This is a genomic window from Gilliamella sp. Fer1-1 (genome assembly GCF_001690825.1).
Classification (GTDB): domain Bacteria; phylum Pseudomonadota; class Gammaproteobacteria; order Enterobacterales; family Orbaceae; genus Gilliamella; species Gilliamella apicola_C.
In genome coordinates, this window is the sequence record NZ_LZGX01000027.1 from 18,695 (window position 1) to 35,225 (window position 16,531).

16 protein-coding genes, 1 other RNA gene and 1 riboswitch are annotated in these 16,531 nt (G+C 36.6%); of the genes, 8 read left to right on the forward strand and 9 right to left on the reverse strand.

Annotated elements, in window-relative coordinates:
- Positions 1–10: 10 nt before the first annotated feature.
- The 4 genes from A9G28_RS03170 to mog form a co-directional block, all read right to left on the reverse strand.
- A complete protein-coding gene (locus tag A9G28_RS03170; protein ID WP_065567727.1) occupies positions 11–256 on the reverse strand; it encodes a GlsB/YeaQ/YmgE family stress response membrane protein in 246 nt (81 codons plus the stop codon).
- Between the two features lie 357 nt (positions 257–613).
- On the reverse strand, positions 614–1,978 hold the full coding sequence (gene lysC / locus A9G28_RS03175; RefSeq protein ID WP_065579745.1) for a lysine-sensitive aspartokinase 3: 1,365 nt from the start codon (positions 1,976–1,978) through the stop codon (positions 614–616).
- Between the two features lie 74 nt (positions 1,979–2,052).
- Positions 2,053–2,226, reverse strand: a riboswitch (Lysine riboswitch).
- Between the two features lie 109 nt (positions 2,227–2,335).
- Complete coding sequence (gene argR, locus A9G28_RS03180; protein ID WP_065579746.1) at positions 2,336–2,794, reverse strand: transcriptional regulator ArgR; 459 nt, start codon at positions 2,792–2,794, stop codon at positions 2,336–2,338.
- Between the two features lie 198 nt (positions 2,795–2,992).
- Positions 2,993–3,571 (reverse strand): molybdopterin adenylyltransferase, encoded by a 579-nt coding sequence (gene mog / locus A9G28_RS03185; protein ID WP_065579747.1) that lies wholly within the window; start codon positions 3,569–3,571, stop codon positions 2,993–2,995.
- A gap of 221 nt (positions 3,572–3,792) precedes the next feature.
- Here mog and A9G28_RS03190 point away from each other — a divergent pair, with 221 nt between their 5' ends.
- Both A9G28_RS03190 and A9G28_RS03195 read left to right on the forward strand, forming a co-directional pair.
- On the forward strand, positions 3,793–4,737 hold the full coding sequence (locus A9G28_RS03190; protein ID WP_065567731.1) for an ABC transporter ATP-binding protein: 945 nt from the start codon (positions 3,793–3,795) through the stop codon (positions 4,735–4,737).
- On the forward strand, positions 4,730–5,500 hold the full coding sequence (locus A9G28_RS03195; RefSeq protein WP_065567732.1) for an ABC transporter permease: 771 nt from the start codon (positions 4,730–4,732) through the stop codon (positions 5,498–5,500). Before A9G28_RS03190 ends, A9G28_RS03195 begins: the two co-directional genes overlap by 8 nt.
- A gap of 59 nt (positions 5,501–5,559) precedes the next feature.
- Here A9G28_RS03195 and A9G28_RS03200 read toward each other — a convergent pair whose 3' ends face one another.
- The 3 genes from A9G28_RS03200 to accB all read right to left on the reverse strand — a co-directional run bounded on the left by A9G28_RS03200 (position 5,560) and on the right by accB (position 8,108).
- Entirely contained in the window at positions 5,560–6,198 is a 639-nt protein-coding gene (locus A9G28_RS03200; RefSeq protein ID WP_065579748.1) for a bifunctional 4-hydroxy-2-oxoglutarate aldolase/2-dehydro-3-deoxy-phosphogluconate aldolase, read from the reverse strand.
- Positions 6,199–6,266: 68 nt separating this feature from the next.
- Positions 6,267–7,613, reverse strand: a complete 1,347-nt coding sequence (accC, locus tag A9G28_RS03205; RefSeq protein ID WP_065567734.1) for an acetyl-CoA carboxylase biotin carboxylase subunit — start codon at positions 7,611–7,613, stop codon at positions 6,267–6,269.
- A 39-nt stretch (positions 7,614–7,652) separates the two neighbouring features.
- The gene (accB, locus tag A9G28_RS03210; protein WP_065567735.1) at positions 7,653–8,108 is read right to left on the reverse strand and encodes an acetyl-CoA carboxylase biotin carboxyl carrier protein; all 456 of its coding nucleotides are present in this window, start codon (positions 8,106–8,108) and stop codon (positions 7,653–7,655) included.
- A gap of 371 nt (positions 8,109–8,479) precedes the next feature.
- Here accB and A9G28_RS03215 point away from each other — a divergent pair, with 371 nt between their 5' ends.
- From A9G28_RS03215 to A9G28_RS03240, 6 genes are all read left to right on the forward strand, one after another.
- On the forward strand, positions 8,480–9,526 hold the full coding sequence (locus A9G28_RS03215) for a rod shape-determining protein (RefSeq protein WP_065567736.1): 1,047 nt from the start codon (positions 8,480–8,482) through the stop codon (positions 9,524–9,526).
- 131 nt (positions 9,527–9,657) lie between these two features.
- Positions 9,658–10,500: a rod shape-determining protein MreC gene (gene mreC / locus A9G28_RS03220; protein WP_065579749.1), complete on the forward strand. Its 843-nt coding sequence runs from the start codon at positions 9,658–9,660 to the stop codon at positions 10,498–10,500.
- The gene (gene mreD, locus A9G28_RS03225) at positions 10,487–10,972 is read left to right on the forward strand and encodes a rod shape-determining protein MreD (protein ID WP_065567738.1); all 486 of its coding nucleotides are present in this window, start codon (positions 10,487–10,489) and stop codon (positions 10,970–10,972) included. Before mreC ends, mreD begins: the two co-directional genes overlap by 14 nt.
- An 11-nt stretch (positions 10,973–10,983) precedes the next feature.
- Positions 10,984–12,459, forward strand: a complete 1,476-nt coding sequence (rng, locus tag A9G28_RS03230) for a ribonuclease G (RefSeq protein WP_065567739.1) — start codon at positions 10,984–10,986, stop codon at positions 12,457–12,459.
- 140 nt (positions 12,460–12,599) lie between these two features.
- Positions 12,600–14,057 (forward strand): metalloprotease TldD, encoded by a 1,458-nt coding sequence (tldD, locus tag A9G28_RS03235; protein WP_065579750.1) that lies wholly within the window; start codon positions 12,600–12,602, stop codon positions 14,055–14,057.
- A 30-nt stretch (positions 14,058–14,087) separates the two neighbouring features.
- A complete protein-coding gene (locus tag A9G28_RS03240; RefSeq protein WP_065579751.1) occupies positions 14,088–14,774 on the forward strand; it encodes a DedA family protein in 687 nt (228 codons plus the stop codon).
- Between the two features lie 23 nt (positions 14,775–14,797).
- On the opposite strand, the gene rnpB is transcribed toward A9G28_RS03240, so the two are convergent.
- Together rnpB and A9G28_RS03250 are read right to left on the reverse strand one after the other, a co-directional pair.
- An RNA gene (rnpB, locus tag A9G28_RS03245) (RNase P RNA component class A) lies at positions 14,798–15,185 on the reverse strand.
- Positions 15,186–15,397: 212 nt separating this feature from the next.
- On the reverse strand, positions 15,398–16,324 hold the full coding sequence (locus A9G28_RS03250; RefSeq protein WP_065567742.1) for a TIGR01212 family radical SAM protein: 927 nt from the start codon (positions 16,322–16,324) through the stop codon (positions 15,398–15,400).
- Between the last annotated feature and the right edge of the window lie 207 nt (positions 16,325–16,531).

The following is a 16,531-nucleotide window of genomic DNA, read 5'->3' on the forward strand; positions in this document are numbered from 1 at the left end:
ATAAAAACAACTATTGTTTTAAATGGCGATAAATAAAAATAACCACAATCGCCCCAAGCACTGAAATTAACAAACTAGGGAAGTTAAATCCTGTCACACTACCCCAACCAAAGAAGGTGCTAATATATCCACCTACTAAGGCACCCGCAATGCCTAATAAAATCGTTTTTATCACCCCTACACTTCCTAAGGGCATAAAAAACTTCGCAATCCAGCCGGCAATTAATCCTAGAATTATCCAACTTATAATACCCATGATAATTTCCTTTTGTTATTGAACTTAGTTTTAGTTTACTCAGATTAAATAAAAAATCTAACAGGTGTTGATATTTAATGTAATAGCTTTAATCAATTAATTAAAAGTAAAAAACAATATTCAAAATAGATTAATAACTAATGTTAAGCAATTTAACAATAGATGATTAACCTAAAAAATTACCTATATATGAGTGCAGTAGATAAAATATTATTAATTCATTAATAATTTATCTTTATATAATTCGTTATAATTAAAATTGATGGCATTTTGGCCTTATTTTTAACATAAATTATTTATTGAAACAAGAAAATAATTATGAATAAGTAAAAAGGAGATTAAATCTCCCTTTTAATATTACTGTTCAAAAATTGTTTTATGCAAAATTTTAATAATTGATTCTGCATCATTGCTTTTTGCCAAAAGGCAAAGATTGTGGGTACTTGCTCCATAACAGCAAAGTCTAATAATGAAATCATCTAGTACACCAAAAACTTCTTTGGCTATACCTTGTGTTGAAGTTAAATTATTTCCAATAATAGCAATTAAAGCCAAGTCTTCTTCAACTGTGACATGGCAAACAGTTGACAGTTCATCAAATAGTTCTTTCGTTAACAAACTGCTACCGTTGGTATTAGTACCTGTGGTATCAATAGTTAATGCGATACTTACTTCAGATGTTGTCACTAAATCAACCGAAATATTATGTTTAGCTAATATTGTAAACACATTTGCTAGAAAGCCTTGTGCATGAAGCATATTTAGGCTAGTTAGCGTCAGCAAAGTTTGTTTGCGACGTAACGCCAACGCTCTAAATACAGGCAATTTAGATGTAATGCTATTAGTGTTGTAAACAATAGTTCCCCCTTCTTGCGGAGCTTTACTGGAACCGACAAAAACAGGAATATTACTACGCACGGCTGGAACCAGTGTTGCTGGGTGTAGCACTTTTGCGCCAAATGTTGCCATTTCTGTAGCTTCAGCAAACGATATCTCATCAATGCGCTTAGCGGCAGGGGTAATACGAGGATCGTTGGTATAAATCCCTGCAACATCTGTCCAAATATCAATTTGACTTGCATTTAATGCTTCACCTAATAAAGCTGCTGTATAATCGCTTCCACCACGACCTAACGTAGTGGTTTTACCAGAACTTTCACTACCAATAAAACCTTGTGTCACAATAACACTGCTATTATTTAGTGATTTTAAATGAGCACAACAAAGCTGTTTAATATCCTCAATTTTAGGCGTGGCTTTACCAAATTTATCATCGGTGCGCATCACTTTACGTACATCAAACCACATAGCATTTGTTTGCTTTTCTTTTAATATTTCGACAAACAGTTTTGATGACATAATTTCGCCATGACTTACAAGCTCATCTGTTAATGCCGGTGAAGTTGCTAAACTAGCTGCCTCAGACAAAGAAGCTATGTTAGCAATGATTTGGTCGATTTCGCTTCGTAGTTTAGGGTTTTCTGGCAATTGTTCTAAGATGCCGTATTGGATTGATTGAATTTTAGCAATATGTTGAGTGCGCACCTCAGCGTCACGTCCTTCAGCTAATGCAACTAGTAAATTTGTCACGCCAGCAGAAGCCGATAATACAACAACTTTTACGTTGGGATTAGCGATTACAATATTGGCACTATTTACCATTGCTGAATAATCGGCAACACTAGTACCGCCAAATTTAGCAATTACAAATGATGTTTCCATGAATTCCTCATATTAAAAATTTTTATTTTTAACAGAGTTAGAGCGGGAATGTCCTATTTACAATTAAAAAGCACAAACCGTGAAGCGCTCCACCTGTTAAGGTGACAACCCAAGGGATTCAGCCCTTGCAGTCGATTTGATTGCTTCTGGATTGGCAATCAAACCTCGGCATTACATCCCCTCAATCATTTATTAGTGGCTCCAGTTCCTAAAATGATTTACCTGAGTAATGCGCCTCTTCGTTTTTGCAACTTCTGTTACGAAATCAGCGTTGTATAGCATTAACGATTTTATTAATTGTGTCAATAGGTTAAACTTTAAAATTCATTCGACCTGAATATAACGAAATTAAAAGCGCTATAATTCTCGCTCAAATAGTTCAATAATGGTTTGGTACAATTTTTTTACAGTATATTCTTTGGTTGGTGTACTAAAAATTGTATCATCGCCAGCAATTGAGCCCAAAATCCCCTCTGATTTACCGATAGAATCTAGCAAACGAGCAATTAGTTGAGCAGCGCCTGGACTGGTTTTTATGACCACCATTGAACTATTGAAATCAATATCAAGGACTAAATTTTTTAATGGACTACTAGTTGTTGGTACACTTATTTCTGCAGGCAAACAATAGACCATTTCGGATTTTGCATTACGGGTTCTCACTGCGCCAAATTTGGTAAGCATGCGTGAGACTTTGGATTGATTGATATTATCAAAACCTTGTTCTTGCAACGCTTGGACGATTTCTACTTGCGAACTAAACTTCTCTTGGCGAAGCATCTCTTTAAATGTCTTAGTGAGATCGGTTGATTTCATAATGTTCCTTGTTTCTTTACTTGTTACTTTTTCTACTAATACATGCAGTTATAATACCGAGAATAAAACTGCGTACTATTCACGCTAGCTTACTCCACGATTTTTTAGATAGTATTAATAACCGTTATTTATATTGATAAATTATACATCTAACGCATAATTATCATATACATAATTATGCGTTAAATTTGCATAAAATTAAAGATTTGACTGAATTGCATCTTTAGGGCGAAAAGACTTGACTATATGATCATGGGTTTCGATATAAGGCCCGTCTAATAGTTGTATACAATAGGGGATACTAGCAAATATACCGTTAATAATGACATTGCCTTGATTATTTTTAACCCCCTCAAGCGTTTCTTTGATTGATTTTGGTCTGCCTGGTAGGTTTATAATTAAGCATTTTTTACGAATAACACCAACTTGCCTAGATAAAATCGCAGTTGGCACAAAATGTAAACTGATTTGCCGCATTTGCTCACCATAACCAGGCATCACCCGATCGGCGATCGCTAATGTTGCATCAGGCGTTACATCTCTCATGGCTGGGCCAGTTCCACCCGTAGTTAAAATTAAATGGCAATGTAAATTATCAACCAGCTCGCATAATGTTTGTTCGATGATAGTTTGCTCATCAGGAATAATATAATTTTCGGTAATAAAAGGCGTTTTTAGTGTTGTTTGCAACCATGATATTAATGATGGAATACCTTCATCTTGGTAAACACCTCTTGAAGCTCTGTCAGATATTGAAATTAAGCCAATTTTAAACATAACACTTATTCCTTAAGCAATAATTAGATATACAGACACAATTGAATTCACTGTGTTAGTGACCACATTCAATAATATGCACCATAATATCGAAATGATAATTTATTTCTTTGGTATAAATAAAATTAAACCGTTCTTTACAATAAATTGATTATATTGTCGATTCATTTAACATGATATTATATCACTTAAATAGTAATTGATTCATTTAGGACATATTTATGCCATCAACTCCTGCACTTGAGTTAATCTCGCTGAAAAAAGTTTACAAAAATGGTATAGAAGCATTAAAAGGTATCGATTTAACTGTACAGGCGGGTGATTTTTATGCCTTATTAGGACCAAATGGTGCTGGTAAATCGACAACTATCGGTATTATCAGTTCATTAGTAACTAAAACATCGGGAAAAGTGAAAATTTTTGGTTACGACTTAGATAACGACATAGTAAACGCCAAAAGGCAATTAGGGCTTGTGCCACAAGAGTTTAACTTTAATCCATTTGAAGAAGTTCTACAAATAGTCACTAATCAAGGTGGTTATTATGGATTACCCCGAAAACTTGCATTAGAGCACGCTGAAAAATATTTACGAATTTTAGATTTATGGGATAAACGCCATAGCCGAGCCAATATGTTATCAGGCGGTATGAAAAGACGATTAATGATAGCAAGAGCGCTTGTGCATGAACCCAAATTGTTGATTCTTGATGAACCAACCGCAGGCGTTGATATTGAACTACGTCGCTCTATGTGGGATTTTTTGCGCGTTATCAATCGTCAAGGTATCACAATTATTTTAACTACTCATTATTTAGAAGAAGCTGAAATGCTATGCCGTAATATTGGTATTATTCAACGAGGCCAATTGATAGCAAACTCGTCAATGCGCGATCTACTGGCAAAAAGCCAATCTGAAACAATTATTATTGATTACGTGCCAACCTCTAAACCGATTGAATTACATGGCTATAATTATTCTGATATTGAGATGGGCATGTTAGAAGTGAAAGTCGATAAACAACTTGGATTAAACCAATTGTTTGAGCAACTCAATCAGCAAAATATTAAAGTGATCAGCGTACGAAATAAAGCGAATCGTTTAGAAGAGCTATTTGTTGATCTGTTACATAATGATACAAAACAAAAAGGTAGCATTGATGAATAATTTATATTGGATTGCCTTAAAAAGTATTTGGCGTAAAGAAGTGACGCGTTTTTTGAGAATTTGGATCCAAACACTCATCCCCCCAGTTATTACGATGTCACTTTATTTTATTATTTTTGGAAATTTAATTGGCTCTCGAGTTGGTGATATGGGGGGCTTTAGCTATATGGCATTTATTGTACCTGGTTTGATAATGATGTCAGTAATTACCAATTCTTATACTAATGTTTGCTCATCGTTTTTTAGTGCTAAATTTCAACGTAACATTGAAGAATTATTGGTAGCACCTGTGCCAACACATATTCTTATTTTGGGATATGTGGGAGGGGGTGTGATGCGAGGTATTTTAACTGGTATTTTAGTTACTATAGTGTCACTATTTTTTGTTCGTTATGAGGTGCATTCTTGGTTATTTGTTGTTTGCACATTACTATTAACTTCAATTTTGTTTTCATTAGCCGGTTTATTAAATGCCGTGTTTGCCAAAACTTTTGACGATATAAGCATTATTCCTACATTCGTATTAACACCATTAACATACCTTGGTGGCGTTTTTTATTCGATTACTATGTTGCCAACCTTTTGGCAATGGATATCCAAAGTTAACCCAATAGTTTATATGATTAACGGTTTTCGTTATGGATTTTTAGGAGTGACAGACGTATCGTTATCAATTACCTTCTCGATGCTAATTTTGTTTGTTACCGTGCTTTATGTAATTGCATGGAAGCTTATTGAAAGTGGTCGTGGACTAAGAAGCTAATAAGAGTTAGAAGGTTAGGTTTTGAGTAGTCGCCGATATTTTATCGGCGGAATCAATCATTATTGTGCATCAGCAACGGCTTGTTTAGCCATCTCGGTAATTTTAGCAAAATCACCTTTTGCAATTGCATCAGTTGGAATAAACCAAGTACCGCCCACGCAAAGCACATTATCAAGAGCAAGATAATCACGGTAGTTTTTCGGATTTACTCCTCCTGTTGGGCAAAATTTTATATATCCGCAGGGACCAGCAAAAGCTTTTAATGCAGCAACACCACCATTGACTTCAGCAGGGAAAAATTTTAATGCAGTGAGACCATATTCTTGTGCAGTTAACAACTCAGAAATAGTTGCAATACCAGGAATAACAGGTACTGAACCTTCAACCGCCGCTTTTAAAATAGCATCAGTAATACCTGGTGTTATCACAAATTGAACGCCAGCTTCGGTAACTTGTTTTAGTTGCGCAACACTTGTTACTGTTCCTGCACCAACCACCGCTTCAGGCACTTCTTGAATAATTTTCTTTATTGCATCAATTGCACAAGCAGTTCTTAATGTAACTTCAAGTACTTTTACTCCGCCAGCAATTAGCGCTTTAGCTAGTGGTACCGCATCTTCTAAACGCTCAATAACAATAACGGGAATAACAGGACCTAATGTTAAAATTTCTTCAGCACTTCTTTTCCAATTTTTCATTTATTTTTACCCATACCTTATTGATTCTTTTATATAGAAATAATCCCTAATAAATAGGGATTATTTTGTTACTCATAAATGCCTAATTTCTTTTCTAAATAATGAATGTTTGTGCCGCCTTTTTGGAAACCTTTATCATTCATAATATCAATATGAAGATCAATATTGGTTTTAATGCCATCAATAACCAGTTCAGCTAATGCATTTTTCATACGGGCAATAGCAACTTCACGGGTTTCACCATAAGCAATTAATTTACCAATCATTGAATCATAATAAGGAGGAACAGTATAACCAGCATAAATATGCGATTCCCAACGAATACCAAAACCGCCAGGAGCATGAAAACGGGTTATTTTCCCTGGTGAAGGCATAAACGTTTTTGGATCCTCGGCATTAATTCGGCATTCAATTGCGTGGCCTTTAATTTCAATATCACTTTGTTTAATTGATAGAGGATTGCCTGCGGCGATTGAAATTTGCTCTCTGATTAAGTCAACGCCGGTTACCATTTCAGTAACAGGATGTTCTACTTGAATACGGGTGTTCATTTCAATGAAATAAAATTCGCCATTCTCAAACAAGAATTCAAATGTACCAGCACCACGGTAACCGATCTCAATACATGCATTAACGCAACGCTCACCAATAAATTGACGCATTTTAGGGGTAATACCAAGCGCAGGGGCTTCTTCCACAACCTTTTGATGGCGTCTTTGCATTGAGCAATCACGCTCACCTAAATAAACGGCATGGCCTTGGCCATCAGAAAGGACTTGGATTTCGATATGGCGTGGATTTTCTAAAAATTTTTCCATGTAAACCATATCATTATTAAACGCTGTTTTGGCTTCTAGCTTGGTCATATTAATTGATTGTTCAAGATCCTTCTCTTCACGAACAATACGCATACCACGACCACCGCCTCCACCAGAGGCTTTAATAATAACAGGATAGCCGATTTGTTTAGCGATTTGTTTATTGGTTTCAATATCGCCACCTAACGGACCATCTGAACCAGGAACACAAGGTACACCAGCTTTTTTCATCGCATGAATTGCAGAGACTTTATCCCCCATTAGGCGAATAGTATCAGGTTTTGGACCAATAAAAATAAAGCCTGAACGTTCAACTTGTTCAGCAAAATCTGCATTCTCAGATAAAAAACCATATCCAGGATGGATAGCTGCTGCGCAAGTGACTTCTGCAGCTGAAATTAATGCGGGAACATTAAGATAGCTTTTTGCTGAAGCAGCTGAACCAATACAGACTGTCTCATCTGCTAGTAATACATGTTTTAAATCTTTATCTGCCGTCGAATGAACAGCAACAGTTTTAATTCCAAGTTCTTTACATGCTCGTAATATACGTAGAGCTATTTCTCCACGGTTCGCAATAAGAATTTTATCAAGCATATTCAATCTCTTAATCGTATAGTCAATAATAAATTCAGATTATTCAATAATGAATAGTGGCTGATCAAATTCAACTGGTTGACCATTTTCAACCAAGATGGCTTTTATTGTACCAGCTTTTTCTGATTCAATCTGGTTCATCATTTTCATCGCTTCGACGATGCAAAGCACATCACCAACATTTACTGTTTGACCAACTTCAACAAAAGCTTTTGATTCTGGACTTGGTGTACGATAAAAAGTTCCAACCATAGGGGATTTAATTGTTGTACCATCAGTTGCAACAGCATCTGTTACAACTTCGGCTTGAACTGTTGGAGCCACAACGACAGGAGCTGGTTGAGGAATTTGAATATTTTGTACTGGCGCCGAATAGTTTGTGGTAGGAGCAGAACGACTAATTCGAACCGACTCTTCACCTTCAGAAATTTCAAGTTCAGAAATACCTGACTCTTCAACTAATTCAATTAATTTTTTAATTTTGCGTATATCCATGAATTACACCGTGTTTATTTGATATAAGTAACAATTATTTTTACTGCATCCTCGCCATTGACAAAAAGAGTCTTTCGCCAATAACAAGGTTGTAACTCAACATTAACGCGGAAGAATACACTGTAAAACAGAATTTGTCATTATATATCTCCTTTACAAACACATGTTATACTATTTTCTAGGTATTATTTTATAATTGCGATACAATAGCCAACGTTAGTTATTATTGGGGTTAGCCGTGGTTTAGAAGAATTAAATGGCACTCTATTTAGCTTGGATAAAGCTGAAAATAGATATTTTTTGATTCCATGGTTTGCTTTTAAACACGAAAATATACTTAAACAAGATTCATTCTAGGAAGAGTTTTTATTATGTTCAAAAAAGTTCGCGGCTTGTTTTCAAATGATTTATCCATCGATTTAGGTACAGCAAACACACTTATTTATGTAAAAGGGCAAGGCATTGTATTAAACGAACCTTCAGTGGTAGCGATACGCCAAGATCATCGCACAGGCACACCGAAAAGCGTTGCCGCTGTTGGACAAGCTGCGAAACAGATGTTAGGGCGAACGCCTGGTAATATTGCAGCTATAAGACCAATGAAAGATGGTGTTATTGCCGATTTTTCAGTCACTGAAAAAATGTTGCAGTATTTTATTCGCCAAGTACATAGCCATAGTTTTTTAAGACCAAGCCCACGAGTCCTTGTTTGTGTTCCTGTCGGCGCGACACAAGTTGAGCGCCGTGCAATTCGTGAGTCAGCACTAGGTGCGGGGGCCCGTGAAGTATATTTAATTGAAGAGCCAATGGCTGCGGCTATTGGTGCGGATTTACCAGTCTCTGCACCAACAGGTTCAATGGTCGTTGATATTGGTGGTGGAACTACTGAAGTAGCAGTCATTTCATTAAATGGTGTGGTTTATTCGGCATCGGCACGCATCGGTGGCGACCGATTTGATGAGGCGATTATTAACTATGTTCGCCGTAATTATGGTGCATTAATTGGTGAAGCTACTGCCGAAAAAATCAAACATTTTATAGGTAGTGCCTACCCTGGTGATGAAGTACTTGAAATTGAAGTACGTGGACGTAACCTTGCTGAAGGTGTACCACGTAGCTTTACTTTAAACTCTAATGAAATTTTAGAGGCATTACAAGAACCATTAAGTGGTATTGTAAGTGCCGTTAAAGTTGCATTAGAGCAGTGTCCTCCTGAGCTTGCTTCTGACATTTCAGAACATGGCATGGTTTTAACCGGTGGAGGTGCTTTATTGCGTAACATCGATAAATTATTATCAGCAGAAACTGGTATTCATGTTGTTGTAGCAGAAGATCCACTAACATGTGTTGCTAGAGGGGGCGGCAGAGCATTAGATATGGTAGACATGCATGGTGGAGATCTCTTTAGTGAAGAGTAATTGTTAATTATCTTCATGTTAATGAAATAATTAGTCAGTAAACAACTCATATTTTCTACCGCCGACATTGTCGGCGGAACCATTTCTTAACATAAGTAGATCTCAAGTATAAAACAGGTAAGTACTGAACAATGAAATTACTTTTTTCTAAACGTTCGCCTCTCAGTGTACAATTATTTACTTCTCTGGCGCTTGCATTGATCCTAATTGTATTAGATATCAATTATCGCCCATTTAAAGAGATTCGCTACTATTTAGATACCATTATTTCGCCCTTATATTATGTTTCAGATGCACCAAAGTCGTCGTTTGATTCGCTTTATGAAATGTCTAAAACGCGAGAAGCCTTAATAGATGAAAATGCAAAATTGCATGAAACCTTATTACAACAAAAAAATGATCTATTATTACTTGACCATTTAAAACATGAAAATGCAAGACTTCGTGAATTGCTAGGCTCTCCTTTAAGGCATGATGAACATAAGATGGCTGCGCAAGTATTACTTACAGATACCAATCCTTATGTTTATCAATTTGTTGTCAATAAAGGCAAACAAGATGGTGTTTATGTTGGGCAGCCTGTTGTAGATGAAAAAGGCATTATTGGACAAATTTATGAAACGGCTCAATCAACCAGCCGTGCAATTTTAGTGTGCGATTATCAACATGCAATACCTGTTCAGGTGCAAAGAAATGATATTGGTATGATCGCTGTGGGTAACGGATGTAGTAATGATTTAATATTAGAATTTATGCCTAATAACGTGGACATAAAAGTAGGTGATGTTTTAGTTACTTCTGGGCTGGATGGACGATTCCCTGAAGGTTATCCTGTTGCGATAGTCAGCTCAGTAAAACTAGATCTTACAGATTCAACGCCTATTATTTCAGCAACACCAACAGCTGATTTAAAACGCTTACGTTATTTATTGTTATTAGGGGAAAATCAAGGAGTGAAACATGAGGGAACGTAATCGAATATTGATTATTTGGATAACGTTATTTATTGGCTTATGTTTGCAAATTATACCGTGGTCACCAGAATATAATATATTTAAACCACATTTACTGCTCCTTATTTTTGCTTATTGGTTAATTGCACTTCCACATCGAGTTGGGATTGGAACCGCTTTTGTATTTGGAGCATTGATAGATCTATGCACAGGCTCGATTTTGGGAAGCCATGCTTTTATTTATTCATGTATTGCTTATTTACTTGTTTTTAAATTCCAATTGATACGCAATTTAGCTTTGTGGCAACAATCGTTTATTATTTTTGGGGTATCAGTATGTTATAATTTACTGGTATTTTTACTCCAAGTCAGTATCTATCATACTATAACGATATCACCATTAATTTTGCTATCAAGTTGTATTGATGGCTTATTATGGATTGTCATCTATCTATTTTTGCGGCTAATAAGACGAAACTTTGCTATCAATTAAAAAGGAATCTTATGTCTGTTGAATTATTAATGAATATAACACCGTCTGAAACTCGCGTCGCTTATATTGAAGATGGCGTACTACAAGAAATTCATGTTGATCGTGAATCTAGACGAGGTATTGTTGGCAACATCTATAAAGGTAAAGTAATCCGTATATTACCTGGAATGCAGGCGGCTTTTGTGGACATTGGGCTTGAAAAAGCGGCTTTTTTACATGCATCAGATATTATGCCTCATACTGAGTGTGTATCTGATACTGAACAAGAACAATTTCAAGTAAAAGATATCTCTGAACTTGTCCGCCAAGGGCAAGATTTAATGGTACAAGTAGTTAAAGATCCTCTAGGCACTAAAGGCGCTAGGCTGACAACCGATATAACTTTACCATCGCGTTATTTAGTATTAATGCCTGGGCCAAATTCTGCACATGTGGCCACTTCACAACGCATAGAAAGCGAACAAGAGCGCGAAAGGCTAAAAAGTATTGTCGAGCAATATGTCACTAACGAAGGCGGATTTATTGTTAGAACCGCAGCAGAAGGCGCAAATGCCTATGAATTAGAACAAGATGCCAATTTTCTAAAACGACTTTGGGCTAAAATTCAACAGCGTATGGCGCGCCCAGTAAGTAAAAATCTAATATATGGTGAATTAGCATTATCACAACGTGTGTTGCGTGATTTTGTTGGCGCGCCAATTGAACGGATTTTGGTGGATTCAAAGTTAACGTATGATTTATTAATTGAATTCACACAAGAATTTATGCCTGAAGTGACCAGTAAATTATCGCATTATCGTGGTAATATTCCCATTTTCGATCTTTATGATACCGAAAACGAGATCCAAAGAGCATTAGATCGTAAAGTCAAATTGAAATCTGGCGGGTATTTGATTATTGATCAAACTGAAGCTATGACAACCATTGATATCAATACTGGCGCATTTGTAGGTCATCGAAATTTAGAAGAAACGATTTTTAATACCAATATTGAGGCAACAATTGCGATTGCTCGCCAATTGCGTTTACGTAATTTAGGTGGCATTATTATTATTGATTTTATTGATATGCAAGAAGACCTGCATCGTGAACGGGTGTTACAATCACTCCATGATTCTTTATCTAAAGATCGAGCAAGAACTACCGTTAATTTATTTTCGAGTTTAGGTTTAGTCGAAATGACACGCAAGCGAACACGCGAAAGTATCGGGCATATTTTGTGCGAACAGTGCCCTGCTTGCAAAGGACGAGGCATGGTCAAATCAGTAGAAACTATTTGTAACGAAATTTTGCGTGAAATCGTTCGTGTGTATAAAGCGCATCACTCGGAGTATTTTTTAGTTTATGCTTCAGCTGCCGTAGCTAACGCGTTAACTAATGATGAATCGCACGCTTTAGCTGAAGTTGAAATCTTTGTGGGTAAACGCGTCGAAGTGAAAGTTGAACCGCTTTATATTCAAGAACAATACGATGTTGTATTAATGTAATCAAAACTATTTTGTAGAAAAGAGTTTCAGAAAACGATACATTAAGAAGAAGAGTGATGAAAGCTAAAAAGCCATTATAATTGGATATCTATAATCAATTATAAACAAGCTCGCATCCACATTTAAAAATTAAGGAATTTATGATACTAAATCAAGTGAGTGAACAATTACTCAATCCAAATAATCTAAACCAACAAGATCTTTTACATCTGCTTGATATGCTTAGCACAAGGCAAATTGATTTTGGTGATTTGTATTTCTTATCGGGTTACTATGAAAGTTGGTTACTTGAAGATGGTATTATAAAAAATGCCTCATTTCACCGCGATCAAGGTGTTGGCGTTAGGGCTATTGCCGGTGAAAAAACGGGGTTTGCATATACAGATCAACTTTCATTAGCACGTTTAGAACAAAGTGTATTAGCAGCAAATTCAATAACTAAATTACAAACACCTGTAGCAGTGACCCCGTTTAAGTCTACGCAAACAGTGCCAATATACCCTTCAATCAACCCGATCAATTCGTTTTCTCAAGAGCAGAAAATTGCATTGTTGCAAAAAGTTGACAAATTGGCGCGTTCAATTGACCCAAGAGTTATCGAAGTATCATGCAGTTTAACAGGGAGCTACGAAGATATTTTAATCGCAACGACTGATGGCACATTACGTGCTGACATTCGGCCTTTGGCTCGATTATCTGTTTCTGTGCTAGTTGAACAATCAGGTAAACGCGAACGAGGAAGTAGCGGTGGTGGTGGACGATTTGGTTATGAATATTTTTTAACCATTAACCCTAAAACGACAGAAAGTTATGTTGATAGCTATACTCGAGAAGCGGTACGCCTAGCACTTGTTGCTCTTTCAGCTAAAGCAGCGCCAGCAGGAACAATGCCCGTTGTTTTAGGTGCTGGTTGGCCTGGTGTATTGTTACATGAGGCGGTAGGGCATGGCTTGGAAGGTGACTTTAACCGCAAAAACACCTCGGTTTTTTCAGGAAAAATAGGTGAACAAGTTACCTCAGAATTGTGTACTATTGTTGATGATGGCACTATCGAAAATCGACGCGGGTCACTCTCTATTGATGATGAAGGAACGCCTAGCCAAAAAACAGTGCTTATTGAAAATGGCATTTTAAAGGGCTATATGTTCGATAAACTCAACGCAAAATTGATGAATACATATTCAACTGGTAATGGACGTCGTGAAGGGTATGCGTGTTTACCGATGCCAAGAATGACAAATACCTATATGTTAGCTGGCAATTCTTCCTTTGACGATATTATTAGCAGTGTTGATTATGGGCTATATGCCCCTAATTTTGCGGGAGGACAGGTAGATATTACCTCTGGTAAGTTTGTCTTTTCAACCTCAGAAGCCTATTTGATTGAAAAAGGCAAAATAACAACACCAGTAAAAGGCGCAACACTAATTGGTTCTGGCATTGAAACGATGCAACAGGTGTCAATGGTTGGTAATGACCTTGAATTAGATTCTGGTGTTGGCGTTTGTGGTAAAGCAGGACAGAGCATTCCTGTTGGAGTCGGACAACCTACATTAAAAGTGAATAATTTAACCGTTGGTGGTACCATTAGCCAATAAAAATAATATGAGGATGGGATATTAAAATAAATGGAAACCATAATTACACTTTACCAAGCATTTGTTAACATGGATATAGCAACACTTTCAAATCCTAATGTGCTATGGACGCTATATGGTATGTTATTTATTATTATTCTTTTAGAAAATGGCGTATTACCCGCAGCTTTTTTACCCGGTGATAGCTTATTATTTCTAACTGGTGTGTTAATTAGTCAAAATGTATTCCATTTTGGTTTAATCAACCTTATTTTAATTTCTGGCGCAGCATTTGGAACGTGGTTAGGTTATGCGCAAGGACTGTGGCTTGGCAATACTAAGCTAGTGCAAAATTGGATGGCACATATTCCTGAAAAATACCATCATAAATCTGAAGTATTATTCCATAAGTACGGATTACAAGCTCTATTTATTGGACGGTTTATTGCTTTCGTACGTACATTGTTACCGATGATGGCAGGGTTGTCAGGGCTACACAGTCGAAAATTCCATATTTATAATTGGATTAGTGCAACATTATGGATTGCCTTAATTGTGACATTAGGCTATCTATTTGGGTTATCGCCTATTTTCAAAACTTATGAAAAGCAAATTATGTCGCTATTAATGCTGATCCCAGTGTTCTTATTAGTAATCGGCTTGCTTTTTTCGATTTGGCTAGTATTAAAACGTTGGTTAGCCCAGAAGAATAAATTAAAAAATTCGACCAAAAAATAGTATTAATGAGCAAAATTAAGAAAAATTGAAATTAACCGATAAGCCGGGTTCTGTCGTGGACAATCATTCCTCTAGGCTAATACTCACGTATTAGCTCAAGCAGTCTACCCGGATTCAACGCGGGCCGCGCCAAAGAATCCCTATTTGACCTTGCTCCGAGTGGAGTTTACCATGCCACAACTGTTACCAATTGCGCGGTGTGCTCTTACCACACCCTTTCACCCTTACCTGATCTTATTAATAAGCCATCGGCGGTTTGCTCTCTGTTGCACTTGTCGTAAACTTTTGCTCTCGCAAAAGCCCCCCAGGCGTTACCTGGCACTCTGCCCTATGGAGCCCGGACTTTCCTCCCCTTTGTTCGTCTCCTTTAATAAAGGACTACAACAAAGCAGCGATTGTCTGGTTAATTTCGTTAACAAGTATAACGTAATGTAAAGTTTTGTCCAGCATTGCATGTTTTGTAAGTTATTTATCGAGGTAAACACAACCAATATTTTGGCAAGGATCAAGAAATATCGTCAATAATATTTCCATATCCATAAAATCCATTTCTACTTTAACTCGCCGTTATTAATGATGTTAATATTATTATAGATTATAGTTGTTAGCCACTTCTAGAACGGCTAAAGCTTAAAACTGTAGCAATCCCCAATGGCGCTACCTTGAGCACCAAACTGGCGTAAATTCTGATCGACAGCGTTCATCGATTGCCAATGATTTTCACACCAATCTGGCGCAAGCAGGGTGGGTTTTCTCGCATTAGCTGAAATACGATGATATAAAATATTTGCTGGTGTTTGACGAATAATATCACCTGCAATATCGACATATTGTGCTAAAGACAAAACCTCAAGGCGACCTGCCCGCCACGATTTTGCCATAATGCTACCATCCACAATATGCAAAGGGTGTAACTTTAAGCCGTCAACACCACTATTTAACACTTGTTCTAAAGTTATTAAGTTATCTTGTTTGGTTTCTTTAGGTAACCCAATAATTAAGTGAGTGCACACTTTAATGCCAAGTTTACGCGCTTTTTGTACGGTTTGATGATAATCGTGAAAAGTATGCCCACGATTTATATCATGTAAGGTTTTATCGTGAGCAGTTTGTAAGCCCAACTCTAACCAAACTTCAAAACCTTGAGCTTGATAACTAGCAAGCAAATCAAGCGCTTCACTGGGTACACAATCTGGGCGAGTACCAACACAAAGCCCAACAATATCAGTACTATTTAGCGCTTGCTCGTACATATTTTTTAGTATGGCAACTTCGGCATAAGTGCTAGTATAAGCTTGAAAATAAGCAAGATAGCGCTTGGATTTTTTCATTTGATGAGCTTGTGATACCAATTGATCAGCAATTGATTTCACTTGAATAGATTCATCAATAATTGAAGCCACATTACAAAAAGTGCATCCCCCCATGCCAATAGTGCCATCACGATTTGGACAACTAAACCCACCATGCAAGGTGAGTTTATAGATTTTTTCCCCATATCGGCGCTGAAGATCGGAACCAAAGGTATTAACGACTAGATGAAGTTGCATAATAGACCAGAAATAAAATTTTGCTTATTTTACGAAGTTAGTTGCTTTACTTCAAGCAACGTTATGTTTGAGGATGATAGTTTTAAAATAAAAAAATCATATACTTTAATAACGTAATAATATTAACTAAATAATTCGACAATTAAAATACTTTTTTAATTTAGACTAAGGCGTAGCTTGAATGTTATTAATAGGGTTTGTTAAGAA

What these genes read in the sequence shown, in the direction of transcription:
- A9G28_RS03170 (WP_065567727.1), bottom strand. Translation starts at nt 256, where the DNA reads ATGGGTATTATAAGTTGGATAATTCTAGGATTAATTGCCGGCTGGATT.
- lysC (WP_065579745.1), bottom strand. Translation starts at nt 1,978, where the DNA reads ATGGAAACATCATTTGTAATTGCTAAATTTGGCGGTACTAGTGTTGCC.
- argR (WP_065579746.1), bottom strand. Translation starts at nt 2,794, where the DNA reads ATGAAATCAACCGATCTCACTAAGACATTTAAAGAGATGCTTCGCCAA.
- mog (WP_065579747.1), bottom strand. Translation starts at nt 3,571, where the DNA reads ATGTTTAAAATTGGCTTAATTTCAATATCTGACAGAGCTTCAAGAGGT.
- A9G28_RS03190 (WP_065567731.1), top strand. Translation starts at nt 3,793, where the DNA reads ATGCCATCAACTCCTGCACTTGAGTTAATCTCGCTGAAAAAAGTTTAC.
- A9G28_RS03195 (WP_065567732.1), top strand. Translation starts at nt 4,730, where the DNA reads ATGAATAATTTATATTGGATTGCCTTAAAAAGTATTTGGCGTAAAGAA.
- A9G28_RS03200 (WP_065579748.1), bottom strand. Translation starts at nt 6,198, where the DNA reads ATGAAAAATTGGAAAAGAAGTGCTGAAGAAATTTTAACATTAGGTCCT.
- accC (WP_065567734.1), bottom strand. Translation starts at nt 7,613, where the DNA reads ATGCTTGATAAAATTCTTATTGCGAACCGTGGAGAAATAGCTCTACGT.
- accB (WP_065567735.1), bottom strand. Translation starts at nt 8,108, where the DNA reads ATGGATATACGCAAAATTAAAAAATTAATTGAATTAGTTGAAGAGTCA.
- A9G28_RS03215 (WP_065567736.1), top strand. Translation starts at nt 8,480, where the DNA reads ATGTTCAAAAAAGTTCGCGGCTTGTTTTCAAATGATTTATCCATCGAT.
- mreC (WP_065579749.1), top strand. Translation starts at nt 9,658, where the DNA reads ATGAAATTACTTTTTTCTAAACGTTCGCCTCTCAGTGTACAATTATTT.
- mreD (WP_065567738.1), top strand. Translation starts at nt 10,487, where the DNA reads ATGAGGGAACGTAATCGAATATTGATTATTTGGATAACGTTATTTATT.
- rng (WP_065567739.1), top strand. Translation starts at nt 10,984, where the DNA reads ATGTCTGTTGAATTATTAATGAATATAACACCGTCTGAAACTCGCGTC.
- tldD (WP_065579750.1), top strand. Translation starts at nt 12,600, where the DNA reads ATGATACTAAATCAAGTGAGTGAACAATTACTCAATCCAAATAATCTA.
- A9G28_RS03240 (WP_065579751.1), top strand. Translation starts at nt 14,088, where the DNA reads ATGGAAACCATAATTACACTTTACCAAGCATTTGTTAACATGGATATA.
- A9G28_RS03250 (WP_065567742.1), bottom strand. Translation starts at nt 16,324, where the DNA reads ATGCAACTTCATCTAGTCGTTAATACCTTTGGTTCCGATCTTCAGCGC.